Consider the following 24,826-nt stretch of genomic DNA (forward strand, 5'->3'; position numbering starts at 1 on the left):
TAGTTTATTCACTATTTCAACACCTCTTTTTAAAAGAAACAAATGCCTTTCCAGTATAGGTTTTAGGCTGTTATGAACATATCAACATATAATGATATAGAATTTTTCATCATTCATGATAGATGCAAGAAATATGCATATTAGTAAAACAGCGGAATAAGAGATCTTATACCGCTGTTCAACTGTCTTTTTTTCAGTATTACCGTTTTATAATTTTTACCATTGCCTCTGAATTATTTATCCTTATTAAATACACGCCTGTATTTAAAGATGAGAGATCTGTCTGATTATTGATGAACTTTCCTGATTTTACAAGCTGTCCCAAGGCATTAAAAATTTGAAAATTATATTCTTTATTTTCCGTTGCCTTTATATAGAGAATATTGGATACAGGGCTTGGATATAGGGATATCTTGTTCTCAACAGTTTTAAATACTGTATTTGCAGTACTTAATGTAGGACCATTGGGTATTATGGTAGTTCTTGAAGCAGGTCCTTCTTCATTACCATTGGCATCATATTCTATTTTCACGCATCGGCATCCTGTTCCGAAGTAAGGATCATTATTATCATGAAAAACTATTATTCTATTAGTTGTAGCAGCTGCATCAAATAAGACATTGACTGATCTTCCCAGATAATTAGAATTTAAAGCAGCCGTCCAGACAGCAGGATACTGAAAGTTCAGAACATTAAATGTTCCCTGTGCTGTTTGATTCGCGGTCACACTTCTGAATCCTCTTGATCCGGCATCAGGATAATTTCCCAAAGGATATACAGGATTATTGAAGGTATATCCTACCGTAGCATTGGCAGAGTTTCTCACTCTTGTACCTGAATAATCCGTAGCAATACTGTATGACGTTGCTACATTTTTATCTTTTTTATACCAGGGAGTCTGCCCGAAATCTGTTCCTGAAACCAAAGCGACATTGGTAAGATCAGGAACCCTCCATCCTTCAGGACAAGGATCAAAAGGTGATTTCCTGCCTCCTCTCCCCCATCTGTCCGGAGCTAAGTTAGGCTCTGTTGCAAGCCAGTCTGTTCCGTTGGTATAATTAGGTGTCGTGCTGTTGTAAGGGGCAAAAGAACTGGGAATCATATACACCAAAGGGTTCTTCACAGAATAAGATAATATTTTGGAAATTTTGTCTGCCGGTTTATCTACAACCTGTACATTAGATGATGCAGCATAAGTATTGTAAGGCACAATATAACTTCCTGAAAGATTGTTGTAGTCCGTGGGATTGAGTGTACTGTAGGTAACAGTTCCATTAGCTGCTGCTGTCCCTAAAAACACATTATAGAAACTTCTGTTATCTGCATATTGAAATACAGGAATAGGATCTTTTCTTCCCCATTGATAGTGCAGGCCGGTAGAGGCGCGTATTTTTAAAAGTTCATCAACAGTAGGAGCCTGCGGATTGGCAATTGCAGGAAAAGCATCTGTAGCCCCAAGATTCCGATCCATAAAAGTCGTCTGGAAAACTACATCGGCTTTATCTGCATAATTTACATAGTTCGTAACTGTTGCCGGAGCTTCAGTTGTATAAGTATAAGATCCTACAGGAGAATCTGTCACCCAGACATGCCAGCTCCAGTATACCGGTGAAGATATACTGCCGTTATGCAATGTCACAACTGCATTTCCACTCTCATTGGGAGCAATTTCTACAGATAATTTAGAATTGACAATATCCTGCAGTGATGAAGGTGAAGGGTTCACTACTGAAATTTTACTGACAAGGCCTGCATTGGTTGTCCAGAGAACATTTCCTTTTAAATTGTTAAAACTGGAAGGATTTAGTATTTCAGCATTATTCAATAATTGACTTTGCACAGAAAATGCTTTACTGACCGGAATTTCGATGATAGTCACAGCCCCGCTTTTTACAATCTGGTAGGTATTCGGATTATTGAATCCTTCTTTATATTCTGCAGCTGAAGGCAGATATTCAGTTGGAAAATCATAGTCATTGATCACATAGAGTGGATCTTTTATACATCTGCAGCCATTCGCATCCGAAGTGTACATTATGGACATTGGAAAATAATAATAGCGTCCTTTAATATTAGGGTAGTTTGCATCCGGGACATCAGGTTGTGTCTTGTCCGGAATCATAGAAAGTCCTCTGACCGTAACGGCAGGAGAAGTATCAAACTGCCGGGCCATGGTAGCCGTCCAAAGTGCCGTGTGGTGCTGATCAGTATACTGCCCCTGGTGAGCACCCCTGATAAGCTGCCCGTTTCCGGGGAAGATTCCCATATTATATCCCCCCACAGATGAAAGATCAAAACCCCAATTGGGATAAATTTTAATTCCTGTCATGAAAGCAGGGACGCCTGCATCAGTAGGTTTTATAATGTGATATTTATTGGTTTCAAAAACATTTTTCGCCATATTGGTTCTCACTCCGAAGGGTGAAAAGTCTATTCTTATATCATCTACATAAGATGAGGAAGCAAGATTTGCAACAAGCATAGAGGGTACACGCCATCCGTTGGGGCATGGATCATATGGCGATTTATCTCTATAAGGTTTTGCTTTATCATCAGTATTGTAAACAGATTCTATTTTTCCCTGTGCATTATCAGACCAGAGATTAAGCTCTGAAAGCCTGTTATTCGGTAAAGCTGTCGATTTTCCAAACCAATTGACAGGGAGATTAAGATTATTGTTGTAATAAGCCTGGCCAGAGTTATCATCTTTGTTCACATAAATAAGGCTCAAAGGATTTTTTACAGAAAGCCTTATATTATTGGTTACTTCTGCTTCAGAAAGCAGAACGAATTTCCTGAGGTCATCAATACTTACAGCATTGGTCATATTCTTTGCTCCTCTATGCCTGATTCTGCCTATAGATCCTGAGGCTTCATAAAAATCATTTCCTCTGGTAACTAATGGAGGAATAGGATCTTTTCGTCCCCACTGATAAAGGAGCCCAATGCTTCTATTCCAGTCTGATGCAGTGATAGAGCTTGTAATTGCTCCAAGATTCCTATCCATCCACTTCCAGTCGGAGTCAGGAATAACTTCGGTACTCCCGTCTGATTTCATTCTTTTAACATTGCTGAAACTTCTGTAAGCAGCTCCGTTTGTGGGATCATCAGTCACCCAGATATGCCAGCTCCAATAAATTTCTCCGTTTACTTTGAAAGCAATGACGGCATTTCCTTTTTTTGTTTTATTGACCGGAATTTTTATTTTGGCATCCTGTCCGGTTCCTGTTATTTCAAGAGCATAGTTTACTCCGGATTTTATAAGTCCATGAACATCTTCCCATAAAACATCCGCCGTTACGGTACCAGCCGGGATACCACTCCCATTAAGATACCCCCCTCCTTCCCACATGGCGTAGGCCTTCTTTACCGGAACCAGTAATCCCTCGCTATTCTGACCGGGATCAAAAATGTAACTGTTAGGAGCTTTTTTCCAATCCGGAAGGAATAATTTTGCCAATTCGGGTAACGGTCTGGCCAGTGAGTCCGTATTTTCAGCAATCCATACTGCTCTTATAGGTCCATGTGAGGAAAGACTCTCTCTGGTGCTTCCTTTAGAACAGATTCCCAATGATATCAGACAGAAGACTGTCGCTAATTTTTCAGCTAACCTTTTCATACCTTATAATTTAGTGTCATTACCCAAATACAATTTTTAAGCCTATCTCAACAAAAAGAGATTTATTTTATAAATAAAAACAACATAAATTAAATATGTTATTAATAATTTAAAAACAAAACTAGTAAACAGTATAAACATGAACAAACCTTTCATAAAAAAAGACAGCTGTAAGGCTGTCTTTTTTTATCTGATTATATCTAATCTCCGAAATCCTATGGAAGAATATAATTTTGATAACGTTCTATTGAAAATCGTCCGGCCTTGATATTATTAAAAATCGCAAAAACGACAAAATTGAAGACGACGAGTGAAATAATGAAGGCATAAATCATATTTCTGACCCTTCCGGAAACAACATACATTGCATTGGGAATAATGATGTATGAGAAGCCGATGAAAGCGCCTGCCAGCCTCGACGAAAATATAGGGTTATTTCTAAAAATAAAGTAAAGGCATATTCCTATTACAGCATAATTCCTATGATATTCATAATAAGGATACAGCGCTTTCATCTTGTTATCAAAAGCAAAAAGAAAGAATGTCAGGATAGCCATCATGACTTCCGGAATTCCAATACCTCCGTTCAGTCGCTGCACCGTTTCATCCATATACCCGTTAAACCCTTCCACAAGCATATTATCAGAGGCCATCCCATCTAAAAAGCTACCAAAACTTCGGTATATTTCAAATGGAGACAGGAAAACCGAGCCAATAATCATAACCAGCATCACTGTCTTATTCAGCGGAACACGAGCCAGCCAGTACATTGGCAGGAATAAATAACAAACACTGTGTATCCCGGACCCTATAAATATGAAAAATAAGTAATGCCAGAATTTTCGTTCTTTGATATACCGTATGGCAAAATAAACAATAAAAGTTCCCAGGTTTTGTCTGATCTGCCCGCTTTCTCCGATAAAAAAATTGGGAATAAACATGAAAAGGGTAAAAGTAAAAGGGTAAAAGGTATTATCCTCTGTATATTCCACCTTTAGGATCATTGCAAAAATAGCAATAACCAGAGTCACCATATAAAAAGGAGCATCAAAAACATTGAGCAGAATTTTATTGATCAGTGTATACAGCCATTCCACATCCAGGTTTTCCGTCCCCTTCATGTGAAGCATTTTCATAAATATGCTGTAATAGCTTTTGGTATCCGAGTAAATATAAATTCCTTTGTAACTTCCGTAGTCCGGTCCTACATCTTTTCTAAAACCAACAATAATAATAAAATAAACAGCAAGGAACCAGAACCATTTTTTATCAACTTTTTTCCCAAACACCTCCTGAACACTGAAGAACAGCATATAAAGGATTGCAATTAAATAATACGGATGTAGTAAACTCATGCTAAATCTCTGATGTTTTTTTAAACTGATGATATGCTGTGATAATTCCGGTCAGGATTAAAGGTAAAAAAAGCCTTACTTCCCAAAAAAGCCCTACTAAAGTAATCATAATAAGATAAGGGATGGAAAAGAAAAAGTATTTTCCAAAAATACTTCTGTTTTCTTCTTCTGCGCAAAGCCTGTATATAAAATAAATCACAATAAGCGCAAAGACAAGTCCGGCAAGATTGAAGGGGCTGGAAAAATTTCTGTTGATGTAGAACCCTTCCACAAAAGTAGTTTCATCCTGTACAAGTACCGCTCTCAATCCAAGATACGGAATAAGAAAAGCAATCACCAGCGGAATTGTTTTCCAGATTACCTGATAATTTCTTTTTTTAAGCTCATCAATATCAAAAAATACTGCCGCAAAAAAAGCAATATTCAGACAGGCCGTTTCTCTTACCAGTGTAGAGATCCCAATCAGGCCAATGAGAATAAAAAAGAAAATATTTCTTCCGGTGTCTAAATATTTCAACGTTAGGAATACACCTGTCAGATAACAGAAAAGCGCTATCGTGTCACAGTTGGTTGGTGCATACTGTGTGATTACAATAAAAAAAACAGATAAAAGATGGATAATCCTTCTGGCATTAATATTCAGAAGAAGTCCTGTTGATTTCATTTTGAAAACAGCATTTAAAATCAAAGAACACCCAATAAAGAAAACACTGTTCATCAGGAAAAGCCCATGATAGAAAGGGGTTCCGTTCTTTGACAGAAAATCTTTGAAGAAGGAAAGAGGGCCGTTGATCAGATGGTACATCAGATCTGTCATCTGCACACTCAGATAATTGGGGATTACCCTGTAAGCATATACCGAGGAAAATAAAAATTCGGGGGTGGTTTCTGACGTCTTAAGTCTTGTATAGGAAGATTCAAATCCATAATAAGACATCGCAAACAACAGAAGCGGAAGTACTATTACAAATAGAAATCCGTTTAATTTTTCATCATTTCTTTTCAACATATCTAAAACAGATTCTTATTTATTTAATAATAATGGTGGTTTAAAATACATTTTTTCAAAAGGGAACTTTTGCAAAAGTAGAATATTTTTTGAATCTTCCTAGAATATTTTATTGATTTTCAGCCAAAACTTATCCTTAACTATTTTGAACTAATACTTAAAAAATTAAATTTGCAGACTTGATTTAAATGCAATGCATCGCTTTTTTATATTTTTATATTATCTGATTTCCAAAAATAAAATCCTTTCTGTACTGACAGCTCTGGGAATTGCTTTTTTATGCATTTTCTTTGCATCAAAGATCAATTTTGAGGAAGACATCAATCAGATTATCCCAAAAAATGAAAAATCCGATCTCACAGCAAAGGTTCTTAAACAGCTCAATTTTTCGGATAAGATCATTGTTATTATTGAGAACAGATCAGGTGAAGACAGCTTCCTGCTCTCTGAAACGGCAGATACTTTCCTGAAAAAAATCGAACCTCTGCAAAAATACATTGGTTCCGTTCAGGGTAAAGTGAATGATAATGAGATTTCTGAAACCTTTGATTTTGTGAATCAAAACCTGCCACTATTCCTTAATGAGAGTGATTATAAGCAAATTGACGGAAAGCTTCAGAAAGACAGCATTGCCAGACAGGTAGAGAATAATTACATCTCTCTGGTTTCTCCGACAAGTCTTGTTACAAAAGAATTCATTAAAAAGGATCCTCTGGGACTTACTTTTTTAGGAATTAAAAAACTGAATGCCCTGAACATCAGTAAAGATTTCAAACTGGAAGACAGCTATATTGTAACCAAAGACGGCAAAAATCTCTTACTGTTCATTGATCCCAAAAACAAAAGCAATGATACAAAGGCAAACGAAGCATTTGTCGACCAGCTTAATTCTATTAAAGACAGCATCAATAAACAGTTCAGAGGAAAAACAGAAATCAGTTATTTCGGTTCCCCTGTCATTGCCGTGGCCAATGCCCAACAGATCAAAAAGGACATCCAGAATACGGTAGTCATTTCAATGACGGTTCTTTTAATTCTTTTGATTTATTATTTCCGGAATTTCTTTACACCCATCATAGTATTTCTGCCCACCGTATTTTCAGTACTGCTTGCTTTATTGGTCCTTTACTTTATTAAGGACAAAATTTCAGCCATTTCATTAAGTGTAGGTGCTATTCTGATTGGGATCACAATAGATTACGCCCTGCATATTCTTACGCATTACAAGCACAACAATAATATTGAAGAGCTTTACAAAGAGATCACCCAGCCGATTATATTAAGCAGTGCAACGACTGCCGTTTCATTCTTATGCCTGGTCTTTGTACGTTCTGAAGCATTGAAGGACTTAGGACTTTTTGCCGCTATAACAGTAATTCTTTCTTCAATCACAGCATTGATTATCGTCCCCCAACTTTATAAACCAAAAGAAAAAGGAGAACACCTCAACACTAATTTTATCGATAGGATCGGGTCTTATCCATACGAAAAAAACAAGCCTTTGATCATAGGCTGTTCCATTATTATCCTTGCCTGCCTGTTTGGATTCAGGCATGTAGGCTTCAATGAAGACATCGGCGATCTGAATTATATCCCAAAAGAATTAAAAATAAGTGAAGCAAAGCTGCAGAAACTTTCCGACATCACTTCAAAATCTATCTATACCATTTCTTACGGAAATTCTGAAGAAGAGGCATTAACCAGAAATTCTGAACTAAGCCGTTTTCTTGAAAGCGAGAAAAAAGAAGGTAAGATTCTAAGCTATAATTCGATCGGAAGTATTGTACTTTCAGAAAAAGATCAGCAGAAAAAGCTTGATGAATGGAACCATTTCTGGGATGAACAAAAAAAGAATCACACTATTTCAGAGCTGATCAGTAATGGAAATAAATTCGGATTCAACGGTTCTGCCTTTGATCATTTCAATGAAGCTTTGCACAAAAATTATACGGTCCTGAGTCTGAAAGACTATCAAAAAGTGAAAGCGCTTCAGATTTCAGAATTCATGAGCAACGAAAACGGCTTCTATACCGTTTCCAACGTCGTAAAAGTAGATGAAAATAAGCGGGATATTTTCATCAAAGATATTGAGAAGAAACATGATGCCATTGCTATTGACCGCCAGCAGATGAATGAAAATTTCCTTGGTTTGCTGAAAAGAGACTTCAATACCTTAATCAATTATTCTCTTCTTGCGATCATTTTAACGATTATCGTTTTCTTCAGAAATTTTGAATTAACTGTTCTTACCATGTTCCCGATCGTCTTAACAGGAGTTGTGACAGCCGGAATCCTCTATTTTCTGGGACTAGAACTGAATATTTTCAGCACAGTAGTGTGTACGTTGGTATTTGGGGTTGGAGATGATTTCAGCATTTTTCTTACCCAAGCCATGCAGAAGGAACATACTACAGGGAAAAACGAACTGCCTACCTATAGGATCTCCATTATTCTTGCCGTATTCACGACTATCCTTTCTATTGGCTCCCTGATTTTTGCCAAGCATCCGGCTCTGCATTCTTTAGCTTTAGTAGCATTGATTGGAATGTTTTCAGTAATTATTATCACCTCTACCTTATATCCTTTCTGGTTCAGACTCCTGATAACCAACAGGGCAAAAAAAGGACTTTCCCCCATCACGTTCAGAATGTTTATATGCGCAGTTTTCTCATTTTTGTATTATGGTGTGGGCGGGCTCCTGTTTTCTGCTTTCGGAAGTTTCTTTGTCAAAAACTCCAGCGGAAATATCCTGAATATTATCAAAATTATTTTAGCCCGATTTTTAACTTCTGTCCTTTATTCTAATCCTTTTGTAAAGAAGAAGGTCATTAAAAATCCGGCAGAAGATTTCAGTAAGCCTGCTGTAATCATTGCCAATCATACTTCCTTCCTGGATACGCTGGCTATTGCAATGGCCACCCATAAAATCATCTATCTTGTAAATGACTGGGTGTACCAGTCGCCTATTTTTGGAAAGCTGGTGAGAGCTCTTGGGTTTTATCCTGTTTCACAGGGAATTGAAAATGGGATGGAAAAGCTGAGAGAAAAAGTTGAACAAGGCTATTCACTGGTTGTTTTCCCAGAAGCTGAACGTTCTTATACCAATGATATCAAAAGATTTCATAAAGGAGCATTTTATCTGGCAGAACAGTTCGGACTGGATATTCTTCCAATTTACATTCATGGAAATTCTGAGGTATTGCCGAAAGGTGATTTTATTATCTACGATGGAAGCATTACTGTAAAAGTAGGTGACAGAATCAGTAAAGACAATGTGAGTTTCGGCAAAAATTATTCTGAGAGAACAAAAAAAATCAATGCTTATTTCAGAGAAGAATTCGCAAAACTGCGTGAAGAGATTGAGGATGAAAATTATTTTAAAAAGAAACTGTTCCTCAGCTACCTGTATAAAGACAGCGAAGTGGTAAAAGAAGTAAAAGAAGACTTCAACACCAACAAATCGGTGTATTTTGAGCTCAACAAACATATCTCCAGCCAAGCCAATATTCTTCATATCGCTGATGATTTTGGACAAAAGGATGCATTGTTAACATTATATCAGGCAGGCAGAAGAGTCTTTTCTCTGATCAGAGATAACGAAAAAAGAGAAACAGCAGCACACAGCTATCTGATAAAGAGAAGAAAGATACATTATATAAAAGATCTTTCCGCGATAAATAAAAAGATTGATGTACTGCTTGTCTCTGATGAGCACTTTCCAATGAATGACCTGCATGAACTTCCCGAAACCATCATTTTTGTAAATATAAAAAACACCTTATTTGAAAGTGAAAATTATACATTAAAATGGAGCTCTGAGTCCATAAAAATATTTAAAACCAAATAATAAATATGAAAAACATATTTTTGTAAACGCTAAAGAAAACTAATGAAAAAAAATATACTTGTCATATATTATTCACAAACAGGCCAGCTCGAAGATATTGTGAAGAATATAGCTAAGCCTTTTGAAGCCCAGAAGGAGCAGTATGACGTTACTTATTACAATATTCAGCTAAAGGAGGATTTTCCGTTTCCGTGGCCAGGTGATGTTTTTTTCAACACTTTTCCGGAATCTTATCTGCAGATTCCCAAAGAAATTCTTCCCCCGTCAGAAGAAATTCTGAACAAAAAATATGATCTTATTTTCTTTGGATATCAGGTATGGTATCTCACACCATCCATCCCTATTATTTCATTCTTAAAGAGTGACTATGCCGGACGCATCCTTAAAGATACTGCTGTAGTCACCATTTCCGGAACCAGAAATATGTGGATGCTTTCCCAGGAAAAATTAAAAGTATACTTAAGAGATTTACAGGCGAAACTTGTCGGAAATATAGCACTGGTAGACAGACATGACAATTATACCAGCGTGCTGACTATTCTCAGATGGCTTACTACAGGGCAAAAAGAAAAATCGGGAATGCTTCCGGCCGCAGGAGTTTCCGATGAAGAAATTTCAGGTTCGGTAAAGTATGGCGAGATTATTGAAAGACATCTTCATAATAATGATCTGAATAATCTGCAGCCTGATCTTGTGAAAAACGGAGCTATTGAAATCCGTGCGTTTTTGGTGCGGGTAGAAAAGGTTGGAAATAAAATTTTTACGGTATGGTCTAATCTGATTATCAAGAAAAAAGAGAAACGCCCATTGCTGATAAAATTCTTTAAGGTATATTTGATGGCAGCGATATGGATTATCTCACCTGTCGTTTTGGTATTACACCTGCTTACAACCCCTATATTTTGGTTTAAAAGACAAAAACAAAAAAGATATTTACAAGGAATTAATTTAAAATAGAATGTACGACGTATTTATAACAAAAGCATCAAAATACTTACCCAATGAGCCGGTAGCGAATGATGAAATGGAGACTTATCTTGGGCTTATCAATGATGCGCCATCTAAAGCAAAATCACTTATCCTAAGAAATAATAAAATCACAACAAGATACTACGCTTTAGATAAAGAAGGAAACCCTACCCATTCCAATGCGCAGCTTACAGCAAAAGCAATAGAAGGTCTTTTTGATGAAAATTTCAAAAAGGAAGATATGAAACTGTTATCTGTAGGAACTACTTCACCAGACCAGATTCAGCCCTCTCATGCTTCTATGGTCCATGGTGAGCTGAATATCGGAAAATCTATTGAAATTAATACTTCAACAGGTCTTTGTAACTCAGGAATGAATGCCCTTAATTACGGATTTCTTTCCGTAAAAGCCGGCGTGCAGGAAAATGCAGTGTGTGCAGGTTCTGAAAGAATGTCTGCATGGATGACAGCTGATAAATTCAACCATGAAGCTGAAAATTTAAAACTGCTGGAAGAAAGACCTATTATTGCTTTCAAAAGAGAGTTCCTGAGATGGATGCTTTCTGACGGAGCAGGAGCCTTCCTTCTGGAAAATAAACCGAGAGAAAACAGTACTTCTTTAAAAATAGAGTTCATTGATTTTTATTCTTATGCTCACGAAATTGAAGCATGCATGTATGCAGGATGTGACAAGCAGGAAGACGGAAGTCTGAAATCATGGGCAGATTACCCTTCTGATGAATGGCTGAAACAATCTATTTTTGCCATCAAACAGGATACTAAAATCCTTGATAAATACATCCTTGTAAAAGGAGCGGAAAGTTTAAGGTCTTCTTTTGACAAACATAATCTGGATCCTGAAAAAATTGATCACGTACTGGCTCATATTTCTTCAGGGTATTTTAAAGATGGACTGAAAGAAGAATTTGCCAAAAAAGGAATGGATTTCCCTGCAGAAAAATGGTTCTACAACCTTTCCGAAGTAGGAAACATCGGAGCCGGGTCTATTTTTATCGCTCTTGAAGAACTGATGAATTCGGGAAAACTGAAAAAAGGAGAAAAAGTACTTCTTTGTGTCCCTGAAAGCGGAAGATTTGCCTATTCCTGTGCCTTATTAACAGTTTGCTAATGGAAACCAGACTGCCCACATCCGATACAGATTTTGTAGAAAGCCTAATTCCGCAAAGATATCCATTTGTGATGGTACACGAATTGACAGAATATTCTGAAAATCATCTTCTGTCAGGCTTTGAAATAAAAGCTGACAATCTTTTCATTCAGGATGGCCTGTTTCAGGCTTCAGGATTGATTGAACACCAGGCACAGAGTGTTGCACTGCACACAGGATATAAATATTATTTATTGGGAAGAGAAGCTCCTACAGGCTATATAGGCGCCATCAAATCTTTTGAAGCTGAAGTATTACCTAAAATAGGTGATCAGCTGACATCTGAAGTAACCATCCTCAACGAAGTAATGGGAGTGACCCTTGTAGATATCGTTACCAAACTGAACGGTGAAGTGATTGCAAAATCCCAAATGAAAACTGCTGTAAAATAAACAGGAAATGGAAATAAAGGAAGATAATATCATTAATATACACAACTTTTTACCGCATCGCGAACCGATGCTTATGGCAGACTATATCCTGGAACTGACCAAGGAAAAAGTAGTAACTTCCTTTGAAATCAAAGAAGACAATATATTTGTTCACAATAATGAGTTCGCTGAGGCAGGATTAATTGAAAATCTTGCGCAAACCTGTTCATCTATCCTTGGACAAAGCTTCTTTGAAAATCCTGAAGCAGATACCAAAGTAATAGGCTTTATCACCAATATCAAGAAAATCGAAGTTTTTGCTCTTCCAAAAGTAAATGACAAGATCATTTCAAAAGCATCCCTGATTTCCCAGTTTGAAAACATCTGCCACATCTTCTGCGAAACCTTCAATAATGACGAATTATTGATCAGAGCGGAAATTAATCTTTTTATTCAGGAAGTAAAGTCGTAAAGACCCATTCAACATAAAATAGAAAAGCTGTACAAAACGTACAGCTTTTTTGTTGCTAACACTCCATATTATTCTGCAGTGGCTTTGTGAAGCTTTGTGCAATCCATTGGTAATTTTGTATTGAATTAAGTTTCAGTTAAAAGGCTGCTCCTATTGAACTGATTATAAAAACATTACAATAGAAACATCCATTTTTCGTTATATTCTACATTTATTACATTACAGCAAAACAACTGATAACCAATTTACTACAAGTACAAAAACCTCATCATAACATGAATTATTTCACGTGAAACATTAGACAAATCCGTGGAACACCTATTATCAGAGAGAAGTATATTCAGACAACAAAAAAGTGAGACATTGCTGCCTCACTTTTAAAATTATTTTGTCTTTAAAAGAATTAGTACCCAAAGATCTCTTCAAGAGATACTTCCTGAAATTCTCCCATTTTATTAACAGATTCCATGTTAAGGTTTTCTTTTTTACCGATAATGGCTGTATTATATTTTACAGGTTTCACTTCTGTATTGTAGAATCCTGTAAGCTGCGGTAATGACAGTCCTTGAATTTCGGCATAAATATCTTTTCTGATATCATAATCAACTCCCAGTTTTTTTAATGCCAGCTGATTGAAGAAAATATTTGTTCTGTTGATTCTGTTGGAAGCAATCTGCTTTAATGCGGAACCTTTTGCATTTTCAAACTGCGCAGGAATCTGTGGCAACGATACCATAAGATCATTCATTGCATTTACCGCTAAAGGAAGCTTATTAGCCTGTGTTCCGATATAATTGGTTACATAATTCGCTTTACCCTTTTCCGAAGCATTGGCATAAGAAACATACGCTGTATAAGCCAATGATTTACTTTCTCTGATTTCCTGGAAAACGATTGAGGATAAACCTCTTCCAAAATATTCATTGAAAACGTTTGCTTTACCAAAGTTACCAAGGTTTACCGTATTGGCTTTCGCTACCTTGGACATTTCCATCTGTACCATATCATAATTGGTAAAATATACTTTTCCTTCGGTAGCCGGCTCTGCATATACTTTAGCCTGTGCAGGCTGAAGTGTTGTATTGGAAATAAATGGTTTCACAGCTTTCTCCAACCCTGCCTGATCCTGTCCGTAAAGCAATACCTGATAAGGATATTGGTTCAGGGTCTTCACTTTTTTCATCAGTTCTGAAGCATCAATACTCTCAAGACGCTCTTTGGAAACAATATCTGTCATTCTTGAGTTTTTACCAAATTTGGCATAATTCGAAAGCGCTGCCATAATTCTCACTTTATCTTTCTTTGCAGCAGCTCTTGATTCCAGGATGGTTTTTACAGTCTGAGCATAGATCGCTTTATCAGCTTTTACGTTGCTCATCCAGTGGTTCATCAGCTCAACACCTTTCTTCATATTGCTTTCAAGCCCACTCAGGGTGATCACGATCTGATCATTGCCAGTTCTAAGGCTATAGCTGATTCCCAGTTTATAAAACTCTTCTTTCAACTGCTCCGGAGTATATTTATCCGTTCCCAGATATTCAAAAAGAGTTCCTGCAACAGAAAGTTCCTTATCATGATCTGTCCCGAAAGGAAATACATAACTTACCTGAGCGATATCATTATACCTGTTCTTTACAAAACTTACTTTTTTATCTTTGATCTGAGAAGTTTGAATAGCTGTTTTATAATCAATAAATTCTGGCTTGATCTCAGGTACTTTTGTATTCAGAATATCCTTAAGGAAAGGAGACTGTGCCTCTCTGTTCAGTTTAATCGGTGTAATTCCCGGATTTTCTACACGGACAAGCTTATCATTCACTCCTTTTTCTTTATAAACAACCACATAGTTATCCTTAAAGAAACTGTTGGCAAATTTTATAACATCCGCCTTCGTGATCTTCTCGTACTGATTGATCTCGTCAAGCTCCTGTTCCCAGCTTCTTCCATTGATATAAGAATCATAAAGTTCTGTCGCCAGCCCATCAGCCGTTTCCCAGTCCTTCATACGCTGAACTTTTTTATCATTTACAATAGCTTTAAGCATCCAGTCCGGAAACTGTCCCTTTTTTATCAGGTCCAGCTGATCCATTAATAATTTTTTTGCTTCATCAAAGCTTTGTCCTTCCTTAGGAGTTACTACCAAAGAAAATGAACCGTACATTTTGAATGGTGACTCATAAGCACCTGCTCCAAGCGTTTTCTGTTTCTGATTAATATTAAGGTCAATTAACCCTGCATCTCCCCTATTGCTCAAAATTCCAGCAACAACATCTGCTAATCTGGCCTCCTGCGTTCCATAAGAATCTGTTCTCCAGGCAATGGTCATTCTCGGAGTAGATGGGCTTTTTACTGTTCTCGAAACAATCTGGGTCATCGGTTCTTCGGTAACCATTTTTTTCATTGGAAGCTCTTTGTACTTGAATCCTCCAAAATACTGATCAACTAATTTTATAGTTTTATCATAATCAAGATCCCCAACCAATACCACAGCCATATTATTTGGCACATAATACGTGTCAAAGTATTTATGGATGGCTACCATCGAAGGACTTTTTAAGTGCTCAGAAGTTCCTATTGTTGTCTGCTGGCCATTCGGATGTTTCGGGAAAAGAGCTTCCATCAAAGCATAGTTTACAAGACGTCCGTCATTATCCTGAGCTCTGTTGTATTCTTCGTATACGGCTTCAAGCTCTGTATGGAAGAGACGCAGCACCAATTCTGAAAAACGCTCCTTTTCCACTCTCAGCCATTTCTCCAGTTCATTAGAAGGAATATTGTTTTTGTAAACCGTTTCATCCAGCCATGTATGTGCGTTTGTTCCTGTAGCGCCCAGCGAAGAAATTGCTTTGTCATATTCATTCGCAATCGCATATTTAGAAGCTTCCTGAGAAACTTCATCAATTCTTTTGTAAAGCTCTTTCTTTTTTACAGGATCTTTCTCCGCTTTATGCTGTTCATAAAGATCAGAGATCTGCTGTAATAAAACTTTTTCCTTTGCCCAGTCCTGGGTTCCCAGATGTGAAGTTCCCTTGAAAACCATATGCTCAAGATAGTGAGCCAATCCGGTATTATCACTTGGATCATTATTAGATCCTGTTCTTACCGGAATATATGTTTGAATTCTCGGTGCATCTTCATTTTTTGCAAGATAAACCTTAAGCCCGTTTTTCAAAGTGTAAACGCGTACACCGGCTTGATCATTCTTTACAGTTTCATAAGTATACCCTTGGGCATCAGTTTGCTTCTGGGTTTCAAATTTCTGTGCCATTGCGCTGATCATGCAGAAAAGCGAAACAGAAATAAAAAACTTTTTCATAGTTGTTATTTAATAATTATTTTTTCTATCCAAATTTCTTAACTATTAGTCTTATTTATATAGACACTTGTTACAGGAAAACTGTTACAGGCATAAACAATCAGCCAACAGTTCATTTAAGATGCTTTATGATAGAATTAGTTAAGAAGCCATCTTTCAAAATGAGGAAAAAGAAAGACCTTTCAATCAGAAATATGTGGATTTTGTCGGTAAAGCCTTTATTTCAAAGCAATAATCCACCGAGATTTAATATGATTTACATATAATGTATTTTCACTATTTTAGCCACCTGATTAAAAGAATCAAAAAACAGGTGAACCATTTTCATCTGGAATCTAAAAAATAATATTATTTAGATGAAAAAACAAGACCTACCTCAAGATGAAAGTAACCTGAAATCCGCTAACATGACAGAAGTTCTGTACGTAACGGATGAGAACGACAACTACACGACAGCAAACAGTACAGGCTGGGATGCCAAGAAAGCTGCTCTGGATGAATCGATGGAACTTATTTATGAAAGAATTGAGGAAGCAAAGCAAAATGTCGCCAATAATACAGTAAGCCCCATCGTTTATTTCATGGAACTGAATAAAATGGACATTGGCGTTCTTGCTTCTTATGTAGGAATGTGGCAATGGAGGGTAAAAAGACATTTTAAACCCAAAATATTTAACACACTAAGCGAAACTACACTGAAAAAATATGCTGATGCATTCGGAATTTCAGTGGATGAATTAAAAAACTTCGACGGGAAATAAATGAACAAGGCTAAAATGCAATGCCTGTTTCATTTAACCAATGAAAAAGATAAAAGCTGCAAATGAAATTAAACTTTGAACACCATCAGACTGCGCATTGCGAAAACGGTGTTGCTTCTAATCTACTGCTTAATAAAGGACTGAAACTAAGTGAGCCCATGATCTTCGGAATCGGTTCCGGGCTTTTTTTTGTCTACCTTCCTTTTTTAAAGGTGAATTTTGCTCCTGGCTTCAGCTATCGCCCGATGCCGGGTGCTATTTTCAGTAAAGCTGCCAAAAGATTAGGAATTAAAATCAAAAGAGAAAAGTTCTCAAATCCTAAAGATGCCCAGAAAGCGCTGGAAAGAAATCTGGAACAAAATATACCTACGGGACTTCAGGTGGGTGTTTTCAATCTTACTTACTTCCCGGAAGAATACAAATTCCATTTCAATGCCCACAACCTGGTGGTCTACGGAAAAGAAAACGGAAAATTTCTTATCAGCGATCCGGTAATGGATTATGTGACCAGTCTTTCAGAAGCAGAGCTTGAAAAAGTAAGATATGCAAAAGGTGCGTTGCCTCCCAAAGGACATATGTACTATCCTATCTATGTTCCGGAAAACATCAATCTTGAAGAAGCCATTAAAAAGGGAATAAAAGATACCTGCAAAAATATGCTCGCTCCGGTACCGCTTATTGGCGTAAAAGCCATGAGATGGGTAGCGAAAAGTATCCCTAAATGGGCAGAGAAAAAAGGCACAAAAGTAACCAATCATTATTTGGGACAGCTGATCAGAATGCAGGAGGAGATCGGAACCGGAGGTGGTGGATTCAGATTTATCTACGGAGCATTTCTTCAGGAAGCGGCTGTTATTCTTAAAAATGATGAGCTTAAGGAATTGTCCAAAGAAATTACCTCTATTGGTGACCTTTGGAGAGATTTTGCCGTGGATATTGCCAGAGTTTATAAAAACCGAAACTCGAAAAGTAATATCTACAATGAACTTTCAAAAACAATGCTGCACATTGCAGATCTGGAAGAAGCTTTCTATAAAAAACTGAGAAAAGCGATCTGATATGGCGGAAAATATGATTGAGATCAGGAACTTATATAAGAAATACAAAAATTCTGAAGATTTTTCGGTAAATGATATCTCATTAACGATCACCAAAAATGAAATCTACGGAATTCTGGGACCTAACGGCGCTGGAAAAACGACTTTAATTTCCATGCTTTCCGGTCTGATAAAGCCTACTTCAGGTCAGTTTACCATCAATGGTTTATCTCCGCAGAAAGATGGCTTTAAAATCAGGCAGATCATCGGAATTGTTCCTCAGGAATATGCTTTATATCCTACCCTTACCGCTAAAGAAAATCTTATGTTTTTTGGAAGTTTGTATGGATTAAAGCACAACCAGCTAAAAAAGGCGATTGATGAATCCCTGGAAATCATGGGACTTTCGAAATTTGCCAATAAGCAGGTAGGACAGTTTTCAGGAGGGATGAAACGCCGCTGCAACCTCATCGCCGGAACGCTTCACAATCCTAGAGTTCTGTTTCTCGATGAACCTACTGTTGGGGTAGATGTTCAATCTAAAAAAGCGATTATTGACTATCTTTTGGATTTAAATAAACAGGGAACCTGTATTATTTACACGTCACACCATCTTTCAGAAGCAGAGGAATTCTGTACTAAAATTGCCATTATTGACCATGGAAAAATCCATGCGGTAGGGACCCCTGAAGAACTGGTGAACAGAGTAGCAAGCGCAGAAAACCTTGAAGATGTTTTCATTTCATTAACCGGAAAAGAACTAAGAGATGTTGTTGTATAAACTGTGGAGAAGCTTTATTAAAGAAATTCTTCTGCTGAAAAGAGATATCGGCGGGATTGTCATCATCTTTGTGATGCCGCTACTTCTGATTGTCACCATTACCCTTATTCAGGATTCTACCTTTAAAAACCTTGAAGGTTCAAAGATTCCGATTATTTTTATTGATAATGACAAATCTGATGTTTCCAAAAATATAAAAGCAGAACTGGAAAACAGTAAAACATTCCAGCTGCTGACCAACTTCAATGAGAAATCTGCTCAGGATGCTGTTTTCTCCGGAGATTATCAGATGGCTATTGTCATCCCCGAAAACTTAACGAAAGATTTAAACTCCAATATTGATTCTAAAGTTCAGACTATTGTAAGTTCATTCGGGCTGGAAGGAGATTCCGCAAAGGTGCATAAAATAGCACCGAAAGCGAAAGAAATTCATTTATACTTTGATCCTGCAACCAATATAGGATTCAAAAATTCTGTCATGAATTCCGTCAATAAAATGGTTTTCGAGATTGAAAACAAAAAGATCTACAAAGCATTCCAGGATCAGCTGGGTACCACAGAAAATCTTGACGAGAATAAAAACCTGATCAGTTTTAAAGAAATCACCCCAAAGAAAGGAGAAATGGATGTTATGCCGAATTCTGTTCAGCACAACGTTCCCGCGTGGACTCTTTTTGCAATTTTCTTCATTGTGGTTCCCTTATCCATCAATCTGGTTAAAGAAAAGAGCCAGGGAACAAGCGTAAGGGCAAGAATAAGCCCTACTCCCTACTTTGTACATATTTTAGGAAAAACATTTACCTACCTGATCATCTGTATCATTCAGTTTTTACTGATGGTTGCCGTAGGAATCTATCTTTTCCCTTACATGGATCTTCCGGCCTTTGATGTATCCGGAAAGATGTTCCCGCTTGTGATTGTAACCCTCTTTGCCGGGTTGGCAGCCATCGGATTTGGTGTCCTATTGGGAACTGTTGCTGATACTCAGGAACAGTCTGCCCCTTTCGGAGCAACTTCTGTAGTGGTTCTGGCTGCTGTGGGAGGAATTTGGGTTCCTGTATTTTTAATGCCGGAATTCATGCAGACTGTAGCCAAATTCTCTCCAATGAACTGGGGACTGAATGCTTACTATGATATTATTTTAAGAAACAGCGGCATTGGTGGAATTGCCAAAGAACTGGTTTTACTGTTCTTATTTTACCTTGCCACAGTGGCTGTTTCCTTATTTTACGAAAAGAAACAAAATGCAGTCTAAAGAAAATATATTAACCTGTACTGAGGAAGTCAGAGTTCGGTTCAATGAAACGGATCCGCTGGGAATTGTCTGGCATGGACATTATATCGTGTATTTTGAAGATGGACGAGAAGCTTTCGGGCGCCAGCATGGTCTTACTTATCTTGACATTCAGAACGCGGGATATGTAACCCCCATAGTAAAAAGTACCTGTGAACATTTTCTTCCTTTAAAATATGGAGAAACCTTCAGAATTGTAACAACGTTCATTAATTCTGTTTCCGCCAAGCTGATCTACCGATATGAACTTTTCAATCAGGAAAACCAATTGGTATGCAGTGGTGAAACCATTCAGGTATTTCTGGACAGTAATGGAAGTTTATGCCTGTACAATCCGGAATTTTTTCAGAACTGGAAAGATAAAATGGGGTTATCATGAAGAAAGAAATTTACATCACAGATTACAATTGTGTAACTCCGTTGGGCTACAATGTAGATTCCAACTGGAATGCCCTTCTGGAAGGAAAATCAGGGGTTGCTTTACATAGCATCATAGATAATCAGGAGGCTTTTTATGCTTCCATGATTGATTCTGATCAGCTTAATGAAACATTTAACAGATATTACGATCAGAATGAAAACTATACCTTTACAAGACTGGAGAAAATGCTTCTTTTAAGCTTACAGCCTCTTGTAGAAAGACACACCCTATCAGAAGATACTGCTTTTATTCTTTCAACAACAAAAGGAAATATAAGCCTGTTAAAAAACCAGCCTGAACTGCCGGAAGGCGTTTACTTATCAAGACTGGCACAGAAAATAGCAGACTTCTTTGGATTTAAAACAAAGCCAATCGTGGTTTCCAATGCCTGTGTTTCAGGAGTAATGGTAATTGCTGTTGCCAAAAACATGATTCAGGCAGGAAAATATAAAGATGCTTTCATTATAGCCGGAGATGAGCTATCTGAATTTGTTATTTCAGGATTCAATTCATTTCAGGCAATAGGATCAGGACCATGCAAACCCTATGATAAAGACAGAGACGGAATCAATATTGGCGAGGCTGCTGCTTCTGCTTATATCACTTCAGAACCCTCCGAAAACGAAAAATTTAGATTTAAAGTTCTCGGAGATTCCGCTGTTAACGACGCCAACCACATTTCCGGACCTTCAAGAACAGGTGACGGTTTATACGCCAGTATCAGAAATGCCATGGCTGAAGCAAATATTTCTTCTGAACAGATTGATTTTATTTCTGCTCACGGAACGGCCACTTTATATAATGATGAAATGGAAGCAATTGCCTTCAACAGAATGGAACTTCAGAATATTCCCCTCAACAGTATGAAAGGCTATTACGGACATTGTCTGGGTGCATCCGGACTTTTGGAAAGTATTATTTCTATGGAAAGCTCTCTTCACAGTACTTTGCTTCCCTCAAAGAATTTTGGAGAAATGGGAGTAACCCAGCCATTGAATATCATCAGAGAAAATCAAATGGCAGAAATTAAATATATTCTAAAGACTGCTTCCGGTTTTGGAGGCTGTAATGCGGCAGTTGTGCTGGAAAAATGTTAAAATGAATGTCATGAAGAAAACAAACAGCTGTACTATAGAACATTCAAAAATAACCGTTGACGGAAATCTTATTTTTGAAAGCCAAAGCGAAACCTTCCAGGAGTTTGCCAAGGAAGCCTATAAGAGTTTAGATCTTAGCTATCCTAAATTTCATAAAATGGATCATCTGAGTAAACTGGCGTTTCTTTCTGCCGAGCCCATCTTGAAAGATGAAGATCACAGCAGAACGGCTATTGTTTTTGCCAATAGATCATCCAGCCTGGATACAGATTTTAAATATCAGGAAAGCATCAATGATCCTGATAACTTCTATCCGAGTCCCGCAGTTTTTGTTTATACTTTACCCAACATCTGTGTCGGGGAAATCAGCATCAAGCATAAGATGCAGACAGAAAATGCCTTTTTTATTTTGGATGAACCTGACGAGAGTTTTTTAAACGACTATTCTGAACAGATTCTGCGATCCGGAAAGGCAGACAAAGTATTATGCGGCTGGATGGAATTGTATCAGGAAAATTATAAAGCTTTTGTATATTTGCTCACATTATAATTCAACAATGTACCAATCTGATCATGTACCAATGCTAAAGGCAATAACAACTATTGGTCAACTGGTACATTGATATATTGTTACATTAAAATAATATTTATGGAAAATTTAAAAACAGAATTGAAGCACAAAATTATTGAAGTCCTTAACCTTGAAGACGTATCTGTGGAGGAAATAAAAGATGCTGATCCGTTATTCGGAGGAGGACTAGGACTGGATTCAATCGATGCTTTGGAATTAATCGTTCTTCTTGATAAAGACTATGGAATAAAACTAGCTGATCCTAAAAAAGGAAAGGAAATTTTCCAATCTATCGATACGATGGCTGCCTTCATCGAGAACAACAGAACAAAATAAATGAATGTAACAATCTAACAGTGTATCAATGTAGCAATTATTGGTAAATTGTTAGATTGATGCATTGGTACATTATATAATACCATGAGTCAAAAAATTGCCATAACGGGAATGGGCATCATTTCCTCCATCGGAAACAATGTGGAGGAAAATTTTATTTCATTACGGTCCGGAAAACATGGGATTTCAGATATTGAAATGTTTGAAACCCGGCATAACGGGCTCATTAAAACGGGTGAAATAAAATTATCCAACGAAGAACTTGTACAGAAACTTCATCTTGATGAAGACAACAATGTCACAAGAACGTCTTTACTGGGAATGATTGCAGCTAAAGAAGCTGTAGAAAGTGCAGGAATTTCAGATATCAATAGTTACAGAACCGGCCTGATATCTTCTACCAGTGTAGCCGGAATGGATATCACTGAAAAGTACTTCTACTCATACGAAGACTTCCCCGAAAAGCAAAAGTATATTGACGCCCACGATGCCGGAAATTCTTCATTAGCCATTGCTGATTATCTTGGATTAAAAGGAATGGTTTCTACCATCAGTACAGCGTGTTCATCAGCAGCCAATGCTATTATGATGGGGGCTAAACTGATTAAAAACGGAGTTTTGGACCGTGTCATTGTGGGAGGAACAGATTCTCTTTCAAAATTTACCCTGAACGGATTCAATACCCTGATGATCCTTACGGACTCTTACAATACTCCTTTTGACAATAACAGAAAAGGACTTAATCTTGGAGAAGCTGCTGCTTTTTTAGTCCTTGAATCTGAAGAAACAGTCAAAAAAGAAAATAAAAAAATCCTGGCTTATCTTTCCGGGTATGGAAATGCCAATGATGCCCATCATCAGACAGCCTCTTCTGAAAACGGACAGGGGGCATATTTAGCTATGCAGAAAGCATTGAAAATCTCCGGATTGGATAAGGAAAACATAGATTATATCAATGTTCATGGGACAGCTACCCCCAATAATGACTTATCTGAGGGAATTGCCATGATCAGAATTTTTGGTGAAAATCAGGTTCCTGAATTCAGCTCTACGAAAGCATTTACAGGACATACATTAGCTGCCGCTGCCGGAATTGAAGCCGTTTTTTCAATTTTAGCGATGCAGCACAGTCTTATTTTCCCGAATCTGAATTTCAAAACTAAAATGGAAGAGTTTGACCTTGTTCCTGTCACTGAACTGAAAGTAAAGAACATCAATCATGTGCTTTCCAATTCATTCGGATTTGGAGGAAACTGTTCAACTTTAATTTTCTCAAAATCATGAGTCCGGTATACATCAACAGTGCATCCTGTATATCTGTTCAGGACACTTTAAACGAAAATATCCTTCAGAACCTTATTCCTGAAATTTCTTCCAACATCCTCAAGGCTGTAGAACCCAATTACAAAGAGTTCATTCCGCCTGCTATGATCCGAAGAATGTCTAAAACCGTAAAAATGAGTTCTGTAGCGTCGCATTATGCATTGAAAGAAGCCGGCATTGAGCAGCCGGACGCCATCATCGTAGGAACCGGAATGGGTTGTTCCCAGGATTCTGAAAAGTTCCTTAAAAATGTGATCGACAATCATGAAGAGTTCCTAACGCCTACTTTTTTTATACAATCTACCCATAACACAGTAGCCGGACAGATTGCTCTGGGATTACAGTGCCATGCTTATAACTTCACCTACGTAAACACTTCTTCTTCACTGGAGTTTTCATTACTGGATGCTCAGCTTCAGCTCAATGACGGAGAAGCAGAAAATGTTCTTGTGGGCTCTACAGATGAGCAGACTGCCAGAACAATGGAACTTTACTGTTTAAATAATACTATAAAAAAAGAAGCAGATCTTCCCGCTGATTATCTGCATTCCACCAGCAATGGAGTGATTTGGGGTGAAGGTGCCAGCTTTTTTATAATAGGTAAAGATAAAACTGAAAGTTCTTACGCCAGACTTCACAATATCTGCATCAGCAACAAAGTTGAATTGAATGACGTTCAGGATTTCATTAAGAATTTCTTGGCTCAAAATAATCTTTCCAATCATGATATTGATGTTGTAATCTTTGGATTCAGTGGAGACGCAGAATCCGATGTTTATTATACAAAAGCAATAGATCTGTTTCATGGCTCATCACAGCTGTATTATAAACATCTGAGTGGAGAGTTCAACACGGCAAGTGGTTTTTCAACATTTATAGCCTGTCATATCCTTAAGGAACAGCAGATCCCGGAAATAATGATGATCAACTCTGAGAAAAAAGAAAATGTGAAGAATGTTCTTCTTTACAATCATCTTGGGGGCAATGATCATAGTTTGGTGTTATTGGAAAAGGCATAATTGATGAGAGATAATAAAAGCAGTACTGTTGTCATTCTGACGAAGGAAGAATCTCTGCTT

19 protein-coding genes are annotated in these 24,826 nt (G+C 37.4%); 15 read left to right on the forward strand and 4 right to left on the reverse strand.

What is annotated here, in order from left to right; translation table 11 throughout:
* Positions 1-199: 199 nt before the first annotated feature.
* From CRS_RS16010 to CRS_RS16020, 3 genes are all read right to left on the reverse strand, one after another.
* A complete protein-coding gene (locus CRS_RS16010) occupies positions 200-3,619 on the reverse strand; it encodes a T9SS type A sorting domain-containing protein (RefSeq protein WP_142725030.1) in 3,420 nt (1,139 codons plus the stop codon).
* A 215-nt stretch (positions 3,620-3,834) separates the two neighbouring features.
* A complete protein-coding gene (locus CRS_RS16015; protein ID WP_228451277.1) occupies positions 3,835-4,974 on the reverse strand; it encodes an EpsG family protein in 1,140 nt (379 codons plus the stop codon).
* A gap of 1 nt (position 4,975) precedes the next feature.
* Positions 4,976-5,983, reverse strand: coding sequence for a hypothetical protein (locus CRS_RS16020; RefSeq protein WP_142725031.1), 1,008 nt, complete (start codon positions 5,981-5,983; stop codon positions 4,976-4,978).
* A 193-nt stretch (positions 5,984-6,176) separates the two neighbouring features.
* Between CRS_RS16020 and CRS_RS16025 the strand changes: the two genes are divergently transcribed.
* Genes CRS_RS16025 through CRS_RS16045 form a run of 5 tightly spaced genes read left to right on the forward strand, consistent with a single transcriptional unit; the run spans position 6,177 to position 12,810 of the window.
* Entirely contained in the window at positions 6,177-9,830 is a 3,654-nt protein-coding gene (locus CRS_RS16025) for an MMPL family transporter (RefSeq protein ID WP_142725032.1), read from the forward strand.
* A gap of 42 nt (positions 9,831-9,872) precedes the next feature.
* The gene (locus tag CRS_RS16030; protein WP_142725033.1) at positions 9,873-10,787 is read left to right on the forward strand and encodes a dialkylrecorsinol condensing enzyme DarA; all 915 of its coding nucleotides are present in this window, start codon (positions 9,873-9,875) and stop codon (positions 10,785-10,787) included.
* 1 nt (position 10,788) lies between these two features.
* Entirely contained in the window at positions 10,789-11,928 is a 1,140-nt protein-coding gene (locus CRS_RS16035; protein ID WP_142725034.1) for a beta-ketoacyl-ACP synthase III, read from the forward strand.
* The gene (locus tag CRS_RS16040; protein ID WP_142725035.1) at positions 11,928-12,359 is read left to right on the forward strand and encodes a hypothetical protein; all 432 of its coding nucleotides are present in this window, start codon (positions 11,928-11,930) and stop codon (positions 12,357-12,359) included. The genes CRS_RS16035 and CRS_RS16040 overlap by 1 nt, the downstream gene beginning before the upstream one ends.
* Positions 12,360-12,366: 7 nt before the next feature.
* Positions 12,367-12,810, forward strand: coding sequence for an ABC transporter permease (locus CRS_RS16045; protein WP_142725036.1), 444 nt, complete (start codon positions 12,367-12,369; stop codon positions 12,808-12,810).
* 403 nt (positions 12,811-13,213) lie between these two features.
* Here the strand turns inward: CRS_RS16045 and CRS_RS16050 are convergent, their stop codons facing one another.
* Positions 13,214-16,126, reverse strand: coding sequence for a pitrilysin family protein (locus CRS_RS16050; protein ID WP_142725037.1), 2,913 nt, complete (start codon positions 16,124-16,126; stop codon positions 13,214-13,216).
* A gap of 356 nt (positions 16,127-16,482) precedes the next feature.
* On the opposite strand from CRS_RS16050, the gene CRS_RS16055 reads away from it, so the two are divergent.
* The 10 genes from CRS_RS16055 (at position 16,483) to CRS_RS16100 (ending at position 24,766) form a co-directional block, all read left to right on the forward strand.
* A complete protein-coding gene (locus CRS_RS16055; RefSeq protein WP_142725038.1) occupies positions 16,483-16,887 on the forward strand; it encodes a hypothetical protein in 405 nt (134 codons plus the stop codon).
* Positions 16,888-16,949: 62 nt separating this feature from the next.
* Entirely contained in the window at positions 16,950-17,945 is a 996-nt protein-coding gene (locus tag CRS_RS16060; protein WP_142725039.1) for a BtrH N-terminal domain-containing protein, read from the forward strand.
* Between the two features lies 1 nt (position 17,946).
* Entirely contained in the window at positions 17,947-18,705 is a 759-nt protein-coding gene (locus CRS_RS16065) for an ABC transporter ATP-binding protein (protein ID WP_142725040.1), read from the forward strand.
* Positions 18,692-19,960, forward strand: a complete 1,269-nt coding sequence (locus CRS_RS16070; protein WP_142725041.1) for an ABC transporter permease — start codon at positions 18,692-18,694, stop codon at positions 19,958-19,960. Before CRS_RS16065 ends, CRS_RS16070 begins: the two co-directional genes overlap by 14 nt.
* Positions 19,950-20,378: a thioesterase family protein gene (locus CRS_RS16075; RefSeq protein WP_142725042.1), complete on the forward strand. Its 429-nt coding sequence runs from the start codon at positions 19,950-19,952 to the stop codon at positions 20,376-20,378. Before CRS_RS16070 ends, CRS_RS16075 begins: the two co-directional genes overlap by 11 nt.
* A complete protein-coding gene (locus CRS_RS16080) occupies positions 20,375-21,517 on the forward strand; it encodes a beta-ketoacyl synthase N-terminal-like domain-containing protein (RefSeq protein WP_142725043.1) in 1,143 nt (380 codons plus the stop codon). The genes CRS_RS16075 and CRS_RS16080 overlap by 4 nt, the downstream gene beginning before the upstream one ends.
* 10 nt (positions 21,518-21,527) lie before the next feature.
* Complete coding sequence (locus tag CRS_RS16085) at positions 21,528-22,067, forward strand: 3-oxoacyl-ACP synthase (RefSeq protein WP_142725044.1); 540 nt, start codon at positions 21,528-21,530, stop codon at positions 22,065-22,067.
* Positions 22,068-22,166: 99 nt separating this feature from the next.
* Complete coding sequence (locus CRS_RS16090) at positions 22,167-22,424, forward strand: phosphopantetheine-binding protein (protein ID WP_002983724.1); 258 nt, start codon at positions 22,167-22,169, stop codon at positions 22,422-22,424.
* A gap of 84 nt (positions 22,425-22,508) precedes the next feature.
* The gene (locus tag CRS_RS16095; protein WP_142725045.1) at positions 22,509-23,708 is read left to right on the forward strand and encodes a beta-ketoacyl synthase; all 1,200 of its coding nucleotides are present in this window, start codon (positions 22,509-22,511) and stop codon (positions 23,706-23,708) included.
* The gene (locus CRS_RS16100; RefSeq protein WP_142725046.1) at positions 23,705-24,766 is read left to right on the forward strand and encodes a beta-ketoacyl synthase N-terminal-like domain-containing protein; all 1,062 of its coding nucleotides are present in this window, start codon (positions 23,705-23,707) and stop codon (positions 24,764-24,766) included. The genes CRS_RS16095 and CRS_RS16100 overlap by 4 nt, the downstream gene beginning before the upstream one ends.
* The last annotated feature ends 60 nt before the right edge of the window (positions 24,767-24,826 follow it).

It is taken from the genome of Chryseobacterium sp. ON_d1 (assembly GCF_006829085.1).
Lineage (GTDB): Bacteria > Bacteroidota > Bacteroidia > Flavobacteriales > Weeksellaceae > Chryseobacterium.